Origin of the sequence: Vibrio sp. SBT000027, from assembly GCF_963894355.1 — a bacterium.
GTDB classification, from domain to species: Bacteria; Pseudomonadota; Gammaproteobacteria; order Enterobacterales; family Vibrionaceae; genus Vibrio; species Vibrio splendidus.
Genome location: NZ_CAWQGD010000004.1, coordinates 331,147 through 345,994, shown reverse-complemented (window position 1 = coordinate 345,994; position 14,848 = coordinate 331,147). Strand labels below are relative to the sequence as shown.

9 protein-coding genes are annotated in these 14,848 nt (G+C 45.7%); all 9 read left to right on the top strand.

The features are described 5' to 3' along the window. The first annotated feature begins 52 nt into the window (after nt 1-52). A complete protein-coding gene (locus tag AACU28_RS11545; protein ID WP_121602966.1) occupies nt 53-3,442 on the top strand; it encodes a response regulator in 3,390 nt (1,129 codons plus the stop codon). 711 nt (nt 3,443-4,153) lie between these two features. Then, nucleotides 4,154-5,836, top strand: a complete 1,683-nt coding sequence (locus tag AACU28_RS11540) for an ABC transporter substrate-binding protein (protein WP_004734533.1) — start codon at nt 4,154-4,156, stop codon at nt 5,834-5,836. 169 nt (nt 5,837-6,005) lie between these two features. After that, a complete protein-coding gene (locus tag AACU28_RS11535) occupies nt 6,006-6,992 on the top strand; it encodes an ABC transporter permease (protein WP_004734532.1) in 987 nt (328 codons plus the stop codon). Nucleotides 6,993-6,994: 2 nt separating this feature from the next. Next, a complete protein-coding gene (locus tag AACU28_RS11530; protein WP_004734531.1) occupies nt 6,995-8,020 on the top strand; it encodes an ABC transporter permease in 1,026 nt (341 codons plus the stop codon). 2 nt (nt 8,021-8,022) lie between these two features. Beyond that, the gene (locus tag AACU28_RS11525) at nt 8,023-9,006 is read left to right on the top strand and encodes an ABC transporter ATP-binding protein (RefSeq protein WP_102487634.1); all 984 of its coding nucleotides are present in this window, start codon (nt 8,023-8,025) and stop codon (nt 9,004-9,006) included. A gap of 87 nt (nt 9,007-9,093) precedes the next feature. Next, entirely contained in the window at nt 9,094-10,089 is a 996-nt protein-coding gene (locus AACU28_RS11520; protein WP_017080764.1) for an ABC transporter ATP-binding protein, read from the top strand. 98 nt (nt 10,090-10,187) lie between these two features. Further along, nucleotides 10,188-11,909, top strand: coding sequence for a glycoside hydrolase family 9 protein (locus AACU28_RS11515; protein WP_121602965.1), 1,722 nt, complete (start codon nt 10,188-10,190; stop codon nt 11,907-11,909). Between the two features lie 2 nt (nt 11,910-11,911). Continuing rightward, the gene (locus AACU28_RS11510) at nt 11,912-12,796 is read left to right on the top strand and encodes an N-acetylglucosamine kinase (RefSeq protein ID WP_121602964.1); all 885 of its coding nucleotides are present in this window, start codon (nt 11,912-11,914) and stop codon (nt 12,794-12,796) included. 12 nt (nt 12,797-12,808) lie between these two features. Then, the gene (locus tag AACU28_RS11505; protein WP_121602963.1) at nt 12,809-14,770 is read left to right on the top strand and encodes a beta-N-acetylhexosaminidase; all 1,962 of its coding nucleotides are present in this window, start codon (nt 12,809-12,811) and stop codon (nt 14,768-14,770) included. Nucleotides 14,771-14,848 lie beyond the last annotated feature (78 nt).

Genomic DNA, 14,848 nt, shown 5'->3' with positions numbered 1-14,848 from the left:
ACTTGTTTTCAGCCCTTTTAGCAGTACATCAAAGGAAAGTAGTACCCAATTTATGTTTAGATTCTATCGTAAGCAGAAGTTTAAGCGCCTTCAAAATACCCTAATGCTGGCATTTCTTGTCCTCAGTATTACCCCAGTGACACTTATCGCGATATTTTTCCTCCAGTCGCACAGTCAGGATCTTCAGGAACAAAGTACTTCGCACCTTGTTTCGGTCCGTGATACTAAGCAACAGCAAATTGTCGATTACCTACAAGCTCAAGAGTCCCAAGTCATGGGTTTTGTTCGCTCAGAATTAGCCAATGCCAGTGGCGGGCGATTCTATGGTTTAATCAATGCGTTTCAACGCTTAGGGTTAGATATTGACGAAGCGCGCAGTAATGCGCAGCAGCGTTACATTCAAGGCTCTGGCGATCAAATCAAGACATCGATTCTTCCAGAATCTAGTAGCTTTATTGGCAGCGAACGTTATCGACTGCTTCACAAGCGCTACCATAACTCATATCAAGAATTGCTTAAGCGTTCAGACTTTGATGACATTCTATTAGTCGACATTAACGGTAACGTCGCTTACTCAATCTTTAAGCGTGATGATTACGGCACTAACTTGCTAACAGGTAAGTACAAAGATTCAAACCTAGGCGTTACCTTTCAACGCTTAGCAAAAGACGTAAAAGACAAACGTAAATCCAACGAGGACTATACACCGGTTATCGTTTCTGACTTTAAAGATGAGAACGGTAAGCAGACGGCTTGGTTAGGTGCGCCTATTGTTCAACAAGGCTACCTGCACAGTTACGCCATGTTTAGGCTGCCAATCAATGGGATTACGAAGCTAATTGCGGATCTCAACAAGAGTTCAAATATTCAAACACTGCTTGTGGGGGATGATCACCTGCCACGCAGCCTCGCCCATTCGCAAGAGTCGATTAATTTAAGCTTAGACGTTGTCGACAAAGCATTGGCTGGCGAAACAGCCGTTGGTACGTTCAACAACACTCAAGATCAAGCGATCATCGCAGCATATACCCCAATTGAGCTGAAATACGCAACATGGGCTCTTGTCGTAGAGCTGCCAGAAAAAGAGGCGTTTGCCCGTATTCATCAGTTAGAGAAAATTTTCGTGATCGTGATGCTCACAGCGATCATTCTTGTGTTTGTCGCATCGCATTATCTGTCCAATTTCATCACTTCTCCTCTCCTCAAGCTCACATGGGCTGCCGAGAAAGTCTCTGCAGGTGATCTTGATGAAACCATGATCAATACCGAACGCAAAGATGAAATAGGCCGACTCGCGGTTAGCTTCGAAAGAATGCAGCGATCGATCCGTGAAAAAATGCAGCTCATCAAGAGCCAAAACGGTGAGCTTGAGGACAACCTTAAGACCATTCAAAAGCAAAACGAAGAGTTGCAACTGGCGAACAAACTTAAAGATGAATTCTTAGCCACCACCTCACACGAATTGAGAACGCCATTGCATGGCATGGTTGGCATCGCTGAAGCGCTAATATCTGGTGCTAACGGCCCTATTCCTGCCAACCAGAAGTACCAACTGGATATCATCATCAATAGTGGCCAGAGGTTGGCGACACTGGTTGATGACCTGCTTGATTATCACAAGATGCGCTATGGCAGCTTGGATATTAAGAAGTCTGCTGTTGATTTATCTGCAGCCACCAGCTTAGTGCTTGAGTTATCTCATCACCTGTTAGGTAACAAGCCAATCCGCATCATTAACCAAGTGCCAAGTGATTTAGGGCTCGTTTCATCGGATCCTCAACGACTTGAGCAAGTGATGTATAACTTGGTTGGCAATGCCATCAAGTACACATCAGAAGGTAAGATTGTTATCTCAGCAAGCGTCATCGACGACAACATTCGAGTACAAGTTGTTGATACCGGCCAAGGTATACCTGCTGAATATCTTGAACACATCTTTGAGCCATTGATTCAAGCTGGCCAAGACGCAAGTAACTATCGCCAAGGTGCCGGCCTTGGGTTATCCATCAGTCGTCAGTTAATTGAGTTGATGGGTGGTTCACTGTACGTAAGTAGCCAGCCGATGCTTGGCACTACATTCAGCTTCACATTACCTTTAGCTACCCAAGAAGAACTGGATAGCTACAGTGAGTCAGGGAGCTACTCACACTTCCAAGCGCCGGATTTAATTGATAACACTCAGCAAGAAAACAGCGCTATCAGTGAAAACCCAGATGGCCCGTTATTGGTTATCGCCGATGATGAGCCGGTGAACCTGCGCGTATTAGACAGCTTCTTGAAGCTAGAAGGTTATCGAGTTCGCACCGCCTGTGACGGCCCTGAGACCATTGAACTGATTGAAAAAGAGAAACCAGAGTTACTTCTGCTCGACATCATGATGCCAGGTATGAGCGGCTATCAGGTTTGTGAAGCACTGCGTAAGCAATACGATCATGCACAATTGCCAATCATCATGCTAACGGCACTCAACCAAGCGGAAGACCGGGTTCGCGGTTTCGAAGCGGGTGCCAATGACTATTTATCCAAGCCTTTCAACAAACAAGAACTGGCGGCTCGAATTACTGCGCACCTATCAGCAAGCAAAGCTGAGCAAAGACGTCTTGAGAATGATCAGCTGCAACTAGAACTTAAACACAGGGCCATGGTTGAAGCTAACCTACTAGAAACTCAAGGCCGCTTGTTGGAACAGTTGGAGTCAGCCCCTGAAGCCATCATCTGTATTCGTGATGACCAACGTATTCGCTTTGCCAACGAAGCGGCTGCTAAGCTGTTTAGACGTGGGCAAGAACAACTCAAGCGCTCAATGGCCGACGAGATCATCGCGCCTAAATACCTGAAGGTGGAACAAGCTCACTACTGTGGTGATATTGATATCTATATAGACGACACACGTCAGCGTATTCCAAGTGATATCCTTAAGCTACCTGAAGGCTCAGGGCTCGACACCATGTATATCTTCAATGTCGGTGGTGGCGTTAACTCAAACCGAGTCAATAACCTTGAAACAGCGGTTGAGGCACTTTCAAGCTACGCCTTTGAAGGTGACAAAGATAAGCTTCAACAACTGAAGGAGCTTGGCGGTGAATTTACTCGCCTTGCTGATAAGGCAACTGGTGAGGGTAAAAACAAGCAAGAGCTGATGCGTGAAGTACTAGTCGATGTCATGACCAATGCCATTACCTACTGGGAGTCTGTTACTGGGGAGACCAAGTTTGCTTTCGCAGAAAAGAGTGGCTTATGGCGAGTCTACTTAGACCGCAGTACCCTACAAACTAGAACGCTAGACAAATACCTACGAGTAGAAACTCTACCGAAAACACCTCGCTGGCGAACGGTACTGAGCTCTATCGAATTCATACTTGAGCACTGTAAAGAACAAACACCAGAAAGAACTCATATCGAGATGCTAAGGGATAAACTACAGAAACTACTGACCAGTTAAACCCTGAAGTAAGATCACGATACTGTAAATAATGGAGCCCACTTAGCGTGGGCTTTTTTGTACGCCTAACAATCACAAAAAGTAGAATCCCAACGCTTGCAACGCACTTTTTTTACGTCTTTAAACAAGGAGAAATTCACGCCAATTACGCACAGTGCGTGCTCGTAACCGTCAGTACTTTTCGTTCTATTCTCAATCATATCTGACCGTTATCTGACTCTTTGTTGCAGTTTGAGAAGCGAGTCACAACAGAACGGCAGATTTAATTTTCTAGGGAAATTTAACGTAAAAGCGGCAAGTGACCAAGATCTACAATTACAAAACCCTAGCCTAAAGCTTTATAATAAAAAGCCCAGGTAGTTAGTGACCACTTACACCCAGCCGATACAGCAAAACCAAATGCGAGTCACATCACCTTAACAATTGCGCACAAAAAACCACCAAAGCACCCCATTTTGACGTTAATGACGTGGGATTGCTTGTTTTTAACGTTTTTGACGGGAAACGAGTTTGATTAATTCATCGATAAGGTGTTTTCTTACTCCTGCCAAAGGCCTACAGGCCACTCTTACCACTTCTCAGAATCAACGATGAATCTGGAGCAATGAAGAAGAGGTAGGCCTTTAACTAGAGTGTGTATCTACTAAACAATTTAGCGACAGATAACATTCAATCCATTAGTGAAATGAAAGCAAATAGTAAGGAACAGCTATGCTTGCCAATATAAAAAAAACAGCAATAGCAACAGCAATTATTGCAACTGCTACAACAGGTTTTGCATCAGTAGCAACAGCTGCAGAACGCAGTGAGTTGACTATTCACCCGAAAGAGTACACTACATTTGTACGTAACTTTAACCCGTACCTTGGTGCTACTAACCTACATACTACAACCGACTTCCTTTATGAGCCGCTAGTAGTATTCAACGAAATGCACGGTAACACTCCAGTGTTCCGTCTAGCTGAAAACTTCACAATGTCAGATGATCTGATGAGCGTAGTTTTCGACATTCGTAAGGGTGTTAAATGGTCTGACGGAGAAACTTTCTCTGCTGATGATGTTGTTTTTTCTTTCAACCTTGTAAAAGAGAAACCAGAGCTTGACCAATCTGGCATCAACTCTTGGGTAACTTCTGTAGAAAAACTGAACGACTACCAAGTTAAGTTCAGCCTAACAGAAGCTAACTCGAACGTACCTTACGAGATTGCTAAAGTACCAGTAGTACCTAAGCACATCTGGAAAGACGTGAAAGATCCATCAACGTTTACCAATGAGAATCCAGTAGGTTCTGGTCCGTTTACAGAAATCGATACGTTTACAGCTCAGCTATACATCCAGTGTGCTAACCCGAACTACTGGGATGCAGACAACCTAGATGTTGACTGTCTACGTGTTCCACAAATTGCGAACAACGACCAGTTCCTAGGTAAAGTTGTAAACAGTGAAATGGACTGGACGTCTTCTTTCGTTCCAGATATCGATCGTACATACGCTGCAGCTAGCCCTAAACACCACTACTGGTACCCGCCAGCAGGTACACAGGCATTCATAGTTAACTTCAAGCACCCTGATGCTGCGAAGCATGAAGCATTGAGCAACGTTGAATTCCGTCGCGCTTTCTCTATGGCTCTTGACCGTCAAACTATCATCGATATCGCATTCTACGGTGGCGGTACTGTGAACGATTTCGCATCGGGTCTTGGCTACGCATTTGAAGCTTGGTCTGATGAAAAAACTCATGACAAGTATAAAGGCTTCAACACTTACAACGCTGAAGGCGCGAAGAAGCTTCTTGCTGACGCTGGCTTCAAAGATGTAAACAAAGATGGTTTTGTTGATACTCCATCAGGCAAGTCTTTCGAACTAATGATTCAATCGCCAAACGGCTGGACTGACTTCAACAACACAGTTCAACTAGCGGTAGAACAGCTAAACGAAATCGGTATTAAAGCGAAAGCTCGTACACCTGACTTCTCTGTTTACAACCAAGCAATGCTTGAAGGTACATACGACGTAGCATACACAAACTACTTCCACGGTGCGGATCCATACACGTACTGGAACAGTGCTTACAACTCATCACTTCAATCTGGTGATGGTATGCCTCGTTTCGCGATGCACTTCTATCAAAACGACAAGCTAGATGGTCTTCTAAACAGCTTCTACAAAACAGCTGATAAGAACGAGCAGCTAGATATTGCACACGGTATCCAGCAAATCATCGCTGCAGACCAAGTGACAATCCCAGTGATGTCTGGTGCTTACATGTACCAATACAACACGACTCGCTTCACTGGTTGGTGGAACGAAGAAAATCCAAAAGGCCGTCCAAACATTTGGGCTGGTATTCCAGAGCGTCTACTTCATGTACTGGACCTAAAACCAGTTAAATAAGTAATCGTTCAATCTTTGCGGCGTAACTTCTTACGCCGCTTATAAAAATCCCCACACTATCAATTGAAAGTATGGCGCTAGTCGTCAGGGGATTTTTCGTTCCAAATTTCGCTAGGAGCGACCTGAATCCAGAAACAGGGAAACAATCTGGGTGAGTAAGGTGTGAGTTATGGGTTATTTTTTAAGACGTTTGTCATTTTATTTTGTCGCGCTATTAGTTGCAGCGACGTTAAACTTTATTATTCCAAGAGCAATGCCTGGTGACCCAGTTACCATGATGTTTGCGAACGCTTCTGTACAAGTTACTCCTGAGCGTATTGCGGCAATGAAAGAACTATTAGGCTTCGTTGATGGTGGCTTACTGGTTCAATACGGCGCATACATGAAGAACATTCTAAGCTGGGAGCTTGGTACATCAATTCAATTCTACCCACTTTCAGTAAATACACTGTTAGGTGGCGCATTCGGTTGGTCGCTATTCTTAGCAGGCACTGCCGTTATTCTTTCTTTCTCGATTGGCTCAATCCTAGGTATTTTTGCAGCGTGGAAACGTGGCAGTAAATACGATGCCTTTGTTACTCCAGGGATGCTTATTCTACAAGCCGTTCCTCAAGTTGTTATTGCCATGCTTGCGCTATTTACCTTCGCAATTGGTTTGAAGTGGTTCCCAACTGGCTACGCCTATACCGCTGGTACGATACCTGACTGGACAAGTTGGGCATTCATCAAAGACGTTGCTTACCACGCTTTCTTACCTCTGGTATGTGCTTCGGTTGTTCAAATTGGTGGCTTTCTAGTAAACATGCGTAACAACATGATCAACCTACTCGCAGAAGACTACATCACCATGGCGAAAGGCAAAGGCCTTAGCGAAAACCGAGTGGTATTCAATTACGCAGCTCGTAACGCGATGCTACCAAGTGTGACAGCACTTTCGATGTCTCTAGGTATGGCAATCGGCGGTCAGTTAATTATCGAAATCATCTTTAACTACCCAGGTCTTGGTAGCGTACTTTTCAACGCAATTAACGCTCGTGACTACCAAGTATTGCAAGGCCAACTGCTTATCATGACGCTATTCATGCTGTTCTTTAACCTTGTTGCAGACATGCTTTACGTTGTTCTTGACCCTCGTCTTCGTAAGGGTGGTAAATAATCATGAAAGATATTCTAAAACTCATTTGGCGCAATCCGATGGCCCTAACCGGTGTCATCATCCTAAGTATTTTTATTCTTGGTGCTATTGCGGCTCCATTGATCACCAAACATGTACCCGACAAGCGTACAGGTAACCCACACGAGTACCCTGGCTTCGTCGTTAAGTCTGCACAAACGAATCCTGATGGCTGGGTTGCTCAAAACCTAGCAGACGACCGTCGCACACTTATCATGTCTAAGAAGGCAGATCACGTACTGGGGACAACTCGTATGGGTCGTGATGTTTGGTCACAAGTGGTATACGGCGCACGTGTATCTCTGGCTGTAGGTTTTGGTGCGGGCCTTACCGTATGTTTACTCGCAACGGTTATCGGTGTTTCCGCAGGCTACTTTGGCGGCCGTGTCGATGACATCTTGACAGCCGCAATGAACATCATGCTGGTTATTCCTCAATACCCATTACTGTTCGTCGTTGCAGCCTTTATCGGTGAGGCAGGGCCACTCACCATAACCTTAGTTATCGGCTTTATGTCCTGGGCTTGGGGCGCGCGTGTTGTTCGTTCCCAAACGTTAGCACTGCGTGAAAAAGAGTTTGTAAAAGCCGCTGAAGTTTTGGGTGAATCTTCATTCCGTATCATCTTCGTAGAGATTCTTCCAAACCTTATCTCTATCGTTGGCGCGAGCTTCATCGGTTCGGTGATGTACGCAATCATGATGGAAGCTACGATTTCGTTCCTAGGTCTTGGTGACCCGAACACAATCAGCTGGGGCATCATGCTTTACAACGTTCAAACCTCTTCATCAATGCTGATTGGCGCTTGGTGGGAACTGTTGGCTCCTTGTATCGCATTAACACTACTTGTAACTGGCCTTGCTCTGCTTAACTTCGCGGTCGATGAAATTGCCAACCCGCAACTGCGTTCTCACAAAGGCATGAAGCGTTGGAAAAAACTAGCGGCTCAAGATAAAGAAGAACGTGAACCAGAACTACCACCACAAAATGCACTTTGGAGCGGAGATAAATAATCATGTCTGAAGCACTAATTTCAATCCGCAACTTATGCGTGGATTACATCACAGAGTCTGGCGATGTTCGCGCGTGTAATAACGTAAGTTTTGACATCGCTCCGGGTGAAGTATTCGGCTTAGCTGGTGAATCTGGCTGTGGTAAATCAACCGTTGCTTTCTCTCTTATGCGTCTTCATAAGCCGCCCGCTTACATCAGTGGTGGTGAAGTCATCTTCAATGGTGAGAACATCCTTGAATACAGTGACGAACGCATGCAAGCGTTCCGCTGGAGCGAGATGTCGATGGTATTCCAGAGTGCGATGAACGCACTCAACCCTGTACTTCCAATGGAAGAACAGTTCTGTGATGTGATTATGCATCACACCAACATGACTCGTGAACAAGCTAAGCAACGCGCTGAAGGTCTACTTGAAATCGTCGATATTCACCCGAGCCGATTGAGTGACTACCCTCACCAATTCTCTGGCGGCATGCGTCAACGCTTAGTTATTGCTATCGCTTTAGCATTGAATCCAAAGCTGATCATTATGGATGAGCCAACGACCGCGCTTGATGTGGTTGTTCAACGCGAAATCCTACAAAAGATCTATGCACTAAAAGAAGAGTTTGGTTTCTCAATTCTGTTCATCACCCATGACTTGTCATTGATGGTCGAGTTCTCTGACCGTATCGGCATCATGTACTCCGGTGAGCTTATCGAGGTCGCGAACTCTCAAGATATTCTAGAAAACCCTTACCACCCTTACACCAAAGGGCTGGGTAGTTCTTTCCCTCCACTAACAGGGCCAAAGACAAAACTAGCGGGTATTCCGGGCAACCCTCTGAACCTCCTAGAGATTCCTGAAGGGTGTCGTTTCCAAGCTCGATGTGACCGTGTACATGAAGCTTGTACTAAGGTGCCAACCAAGCTGCGCTCTATCGACCCGGGACACTTGTCTAACTGCCACCTGTACGGTGACCCAATAGTACAAAGAAAGCTATAGCTTGCACGCTGAATCAGCGTGGATAACGAATAAGGCGGCTCGACCGTCGAAAAGCAAGCAAAGCGAACAAGGATTCTGGAGACAATTATGAGCAAAGATTTCGGTCAATTATTGGTAGAAGGCAAGAATGTCGTAAAAGACTTCCCAATAAGCAGTACCACCATTCAAACCCCAATGATGCGTGCGATTAACGACGTGTCATTCAAGATGTACAAAAGCCGTGGCCTAGCGGTGGTTGGTGAGTCTGGTTCAGGCAAATCAACAACAGCAAAAATGATCGCAAAAATGTACGCGCCTTCGGGCGGTACGATCGAATACAAAGGTCGCGATATCCAAGAGATCTCAAGCAGAAAAGATCTCATGCACTACCGTGAAGGTGTGCAGATGGTATGGCAAGACCCGTTTGGTTCACTGAACCCAACACACAATATCTTCCACCACATCGCTCGCCCTTTGTTGATCCACAAAAAAGTATCTCCGGGCAACAAGAAAGAGTTACAGGAACGTGTATACGATCTTCTAGAGCAAGTGGGGTTAGTACCACCGCAAGCGACAGCAGAAAAGTACCCTCACCAACTCTCAGGTGGCCAGCGTCAACGTGTCAACCTTGCACGTAACATCGCGGTAGGTGCGGAAGTTGTTCTCGCAGATGAGCCAACCTCAATGCTTGATGTATCGATTCGTGCTGGTGTCTTGAACCTAATGGAAGAGATGAAGTTTGAGAAGCAAATGTCTCTACTTTACATCACTCACGACATCGCAACGGCTCGCTACATCGCTGAAGACCTTTCCGTAATGTACGTTGGACACATGGTGGAATGGGGCGATACCGATGACGTTATTGCTAACCCTCAACACCCTTACACTCAGCTATTGGTTTCGGCAGTTCCAGATCCTAAGAAATCGATCCACGACCAACTCGCAGGTAACAAAGGGGAGATCCCACTTTGGACACCAGTATCAGCAGGTTGCCCATTTGCAGGACGTTGTACTCACGCGATGGACAAGTGTAAAGAACAGCTGCCAGGAGTTACACAGTTAGCTGATAACCACTTTGTACGTTGTTACCTACACGAAAGCTAAGCAATAAAGTCCAAGTTAGGGTCTGCGGACCCTAACTATTTATATCCAAAACATTCAAGTACCTAGCCAATAGAAACTAGGACTGTCGGAGAATATTGATGCTGTTATTGACCAACCATATTGGCTATGAGTCCACAGGCCCAAAGCAAGCTATCTTACAAACAAAGAAAGCTCGTCTATCGAGCACTACGGCTTTACTCGTCTGTGCAGACAATCATATGACTGTCGGAAGTTTTGATGTGGTTAAACAAGGCCGCGTAGCAAATTGGCATCAAGGGCAATTCTTCACTATCGATTTCAGTTCAGTTACTGAATCTGGTCGCTACTACCTACGTTTTGACAACCTGCGTTCAGAAGTATTTGAGATTGGTAGCAACCTATTAATGAACCACACATTCTCTGATGTGCTTCATTACTTTAAGTCACAACGCTGTGGCGGTATTTTCGACAAAAAAGATCGACAAGCACAAATTCTAGGTACCGACAGATACGTCGATGTCCACGGAGGATGGTATGACGCATCAGGAGATGTCAGTAAGTATTTTAGCCACCTGTCTTATGGTAACTACCTAAACCCACAACAAATTCCAATGGTCGTTTGGAGCATGCTAAAAAGTGTACGCTTGACTAGCCATAACCCAGACTTCCCAAAATTCTCCATGACTCGTTTAACGGAAGAGGCTCTGTTCGGTGCCGACTTCTTAGTGCGTATGCAAGACGCAGACGGATACTTCTATATGACGGTATTCGACAAATGGAGCAAAGATATCAATCAGCGCGACATCTGCGCTTATGCGACTCAAGAAGGCCATAAATCAACAGACTTACAAGCTGGCTACCGACAAGGCGCAGGTGTTGCTATTGCAGCACTGGCTGCTGCATCTGAGCTTGAAACATCTGGCAGTTACTCGAGCCACACCTACCTTGAAACGGCTGTTAAGGGTTACTGGCACCTAAAAGAGTACAACCTCCAGTACCTAAACGATGGTGAAGAGAACATCATTGATGAGTATTGCGCCCTACTCGCAGCCAATGAGCTGTATCGCGTAACTCAAGACCAGCAATACCTAATAGAAGCAAGAACTTGGGCGACTCGTTTAATCTCTCGCCAACAGTCAGATAATTCATTTGATCACTTCTGGTCTGCAAATTCTGATGGCTCTCGCCCATACTTTCATGCAGCAGAAGCTGGCCTTCCGGTGATTGCGCTATGCGAATACATCGACAACGAAACCAATGCTGAACTAAAAGAACAGGCTCGCACAGCTGTTGAGCAAGCTTGCCAATTCGAAATCAACATTACCGACAAAGTCATCAACCCATTTGGCTATCCAAGACAGTACGTTAAGTCTGTCGATGGTGATAAGCGCGATGCCTTCTTTGTCGCTCAACAAAACGAAACAGGCTACTGGTGGCAAGGTGAAAACGCACGTCTTGGTTCAATTGCGACCATGGCGTACTTAGTTCAACCACACATTCAAGATACCGATCTTCAAAAGCGCTTAATCCAGCTTTCACAAAACAGCCTTGATTGGATTTTAGGATTGAATCCTTACCACATGTGCATGCTCGATGGTCACGGTCATAACAACCCAGACTATCTACCACAGCTTGGTTTCTTTAATGCGAAAGGCGGGATCTGCAACGGCATCACGGCGGGCTTTGACGATGAACAAGACATCGCATTCAATCCACTAGCTCAAAAAGACGACATGCTTCAAAACTGGCGCTGGGGTGAGCAATGGATCCCTCACGGCGCTTGGTTCCTATTGGCAACGGCTTCGCAATTCAACTTCCTAGCACAAAGTAAGGAGCAATAATCATGACTCTTTACTACGTAGGTATTGATGGTGGAGGCACTTCTTGTCGAGCTCGAATTCGCGATGACCAAGGCAAGCTGGTTGGTGAAGCAAAGAGTGGCAGTGCCAACATTCTATTGGGTGTTGATGTTGCAATGAACTCTATCGTTGATGCCATCACCAAAGCCGCACAACAAAGCCAACTCGACTCTAACGATTTTTCTAATATGCATGTTGGTTTGGCGCTAGCTGGCGCAGAGCAAAAATCAGCATGGCTCGACTTCATGGTACAAGCTCACCCTTTCGCAAGTATGACACTCAATACAGACGCTTACGGCGCTTGCATTGGTGCTCACAACGGCCAAGACGGTGCAATCATGATTGGTGGCACAGGTTCATGTGGTATCTACCTAAACAAAGGCGAACAACATGTGGTTGGCGGTCGTGAATTCCCAATTTCGGACCAAGGCGGAGGCGCAGTGATGGGCCTTCGTTTAATTCAGCAAGTTCTACTCGCTGAAGATGGTATTCGCAACAAAACCGCGCTGACCAAACACGTTATGAATCATTTCAATAATGATGTTGATGCGATCGTGGCGTGGTCAAAAGGCGCGATTCCAAAAGATTACGGTCAATTTTCTCCAGTTATTTTTCAATTGGCTAATGAAGGAGATGAGCTGGCTATCGAGATGCTCAAGCAAACCGCTGCTGATATCGAAATGTTTGTCTTAGCACTACACCGAAAAGGCGCTGACAAGGTGTGCTTAATGGGAAGTATCGCTGAGCGTATTCTCAACTGGCTATCACCACCAGTACAACAATGGATCGTTAAACCTCAATTCGACGCTATCGAAGGCGCATTGATGTTTGCCGGAAAATCACAACACAACTTGTATCAACAGGCTTAGCAGGGGAGTTATATGAATTATCGCATCGACTTAGCTGTTCTTTCTGAACAAAAAAATAACTGCCGATTCGGCCTTACGGTACATAACTTAAGTGACCTCGACGTACAAGATTGGTCACTGCATTTTGCCTTTGACCGATTCATCCTTCCTGAGAGTTTGTCGCAAGGTGAATTGACTCAAGTAGGAAGCTTTTGCTCGTTCAAATCAAATTCGCCAGTGTTAAAAGCCAATAACCATTTCTACCTTGAATTCAGTATTCAAAGCGCACCATTCCGCTTCTATTCTGATGGCCTTAACGATGCCTTTATCCAGTCACATCATGATGGGGAAACATCGGTACTGCCTGTCGCGATATCACCCATTGTTTTGGCTTCGCCATACCGTGAACGCAATCAAATTCCTGAAGTAAGCGCAGCTCAAGTGGCATTGATTCCTCAGCCGAATCAGATCGAATTTCAGCAAGGTAGTTTCGCGCTAAGTAACTTCGCGCTAAATAACGACTGCAGAATTGAGGTTCAATCTCATCTTGCTAATAAGGCAGTCTCTTGGTTTCAGCAACAATTGCTCTCGACCTTTGAGTTGTCTCTTTCGAACGCGCTTTCAGCTGAACTTTCAAAAGACGAAAGTTGCGACATGCTATTTCGCAGCAACCCGACATTAGATGAAGCCGAATACAAGCTCACCATCACTGAACAACAGATTATTGCTGAATCAGGCAGCCAGTCTGGCTTCACACACGCCGTGGCAAGCTTGATTCAATTGGTTCGACAACTGGATGCCGAGAGTTTTTCTATACCATGTTGCAAAATCGCCGATCAACCTCGTTTCAAGTACCGAGGCATGATGTTGGATTGCGCTCGTCACTTCCACTCAGTGTATCAAGTGAAGCGTTTAATCAACCAATTGGCGCAGTACAAATTCAACGTTTTTCATTGGCATCTAACCGATGATGAAGGCTGGAGAATTGAGATCAAGAGCCTGCCTCAGCTAACGGAAATTGGCGCTTGGCGTGGTCCTGACCATGCATTAGAACCGCAATACACCCACATTGCGGATAACTATGGCGGCTTCTACACGCAGCAACAGATTCGCGAAGTGATTGAATACGCAGAGCAACGCAGCATCACGGTTATTCCTGAAATCGATATCCCAGGACACTGTCGCGCCGCAATCAAATCACTGCCAGACATGCTGGTAGAGCAAGCTGATATCACTCAATACAAGAGCATTCAGCACTACAACGACAACGTGCTAAACCCAGGTTTACCAGGCACTTACCAATTTCTAGATGCCGTTATTGAAGAAGTGGCAGAGCTGTTCCCTAGCGAATTGATCCACATGGGCGCAGATGAAGTGCCACCAGGAGTGTGGAGCAACAGCCCTGCTGCTCAAGCTCTGATGAAAGAGCATCAATATAAAGACAGCAAAGACTTGCAAGGTCACCTATTCCGTTATGCCGAGAACAAACTCAAGCAACTTGGCAAGCGCATGGTGGGCTGGGAAGAAGCGCAACACGGCGACAAAGTCAGTAAAGAGACCATCATCTACTCGTGGCTCAGTGAAGAAGCTGCAGTGAATTGTGCTCGCCAAGGCTTTGATGTGGTGCTGCAACCTGCACAGTTTACCTATCTCGACATGACCCAAGATTATGCACCGGAAGAACCGGGCGTAGATTGGGCTGCCGTTATCCCATTAGAACAAGCTTACACCTACGAAGCACTTGCTGAGATATCCGACACCGACCCAATTCGTAAGCGGATCCGCGGAATTCAGTGTGCTCTATGGTGTGAGATCGTCACCAACCAAAAGCGTATGGATTACATGGTATTCCCAAGAATTAGCGCTTTAGCTGAAGGATGTTGGACACATAAAAACAACCGAAATTGGCTAGATTACCTATCTCGCCTAAAAGGGCATCTGCCATTACTCGACAGACTCAATGTTGATTATCGCAACCCTTGGAAAGCTCAATAAAACACAACCAAAGCAACGCTCACATCGAGCGGTTGCTGACTCAAGTTAAGTTACTAACTCAAATTAAGGTGCTCAGTC

Excerpts from the sequence above, each read along its gene's own strand:
- AACU28_RS11545 (WP_121602966.1), top strand. The coding sequence starts at position 53 with ATGTTTAGATTCTATCGTAAGCAGAAGTTTAAGCGCCTTCAAAATACC.
- AACU28_RS11540 (WP_004734533.1), top strand. The coding sequence starts at position 4,154 with ATGCTTGCCAATATAAAAAAAACAGCAATAGCAACAGCAATTATTGCA.
- AACU28_RS11535 (WP_004734532.1), top strand. The coding sequence starts at position 6,006 with ATGGGTTATTTTTTAAGACGTTTGTCATTTTATTTTGTCGCGCTATTA.
- AACU28_RS11530 (WP_004734531.1), top strand. The coding sequence starts at position 6,995 with ATGAAAGATATTCTAAAACTCATTTGGCGCAATCCGATGGCCCTAACC.
- AACU28_RS11525 (WP_102487634.1), top strand. The coding sequence starts at position 8,023 with ATGTCTGAAGCACTAATTTCAATCCGCAACTTATGCGTGGATTACATC.
- AACU28_RS11520 (WP_017080764.1), top strand. The coding sequence starts at position 9,094 with ATGAGCAAAGATTTCGGTCAATTATTGGTAGAAGGCAAGAATGTCGTA.
- AACU28_RS11515 (WP_121602965.1), top strand. The coding sequence starts at position 10,188 with ATGCTGTTATTGACCAACCATATTGGCTATGAGTCCACAGGCCCAAAG.
- AACU28_RS11510 (WP_121602964.1), top strand. The coding sequence starts at position 11,912 with ATGACTCTTTACTACGTAGGTATTGATGGTGGAGGCACTTCTTGTCGA.
- AACU28_RS11505 (WP_121602963.1), top strand. The coding sequence starts at position 12,809 with ATGAATTATCGCATCGACTTAGCTGTTCTTTCTGAACAAAAAAATAAC.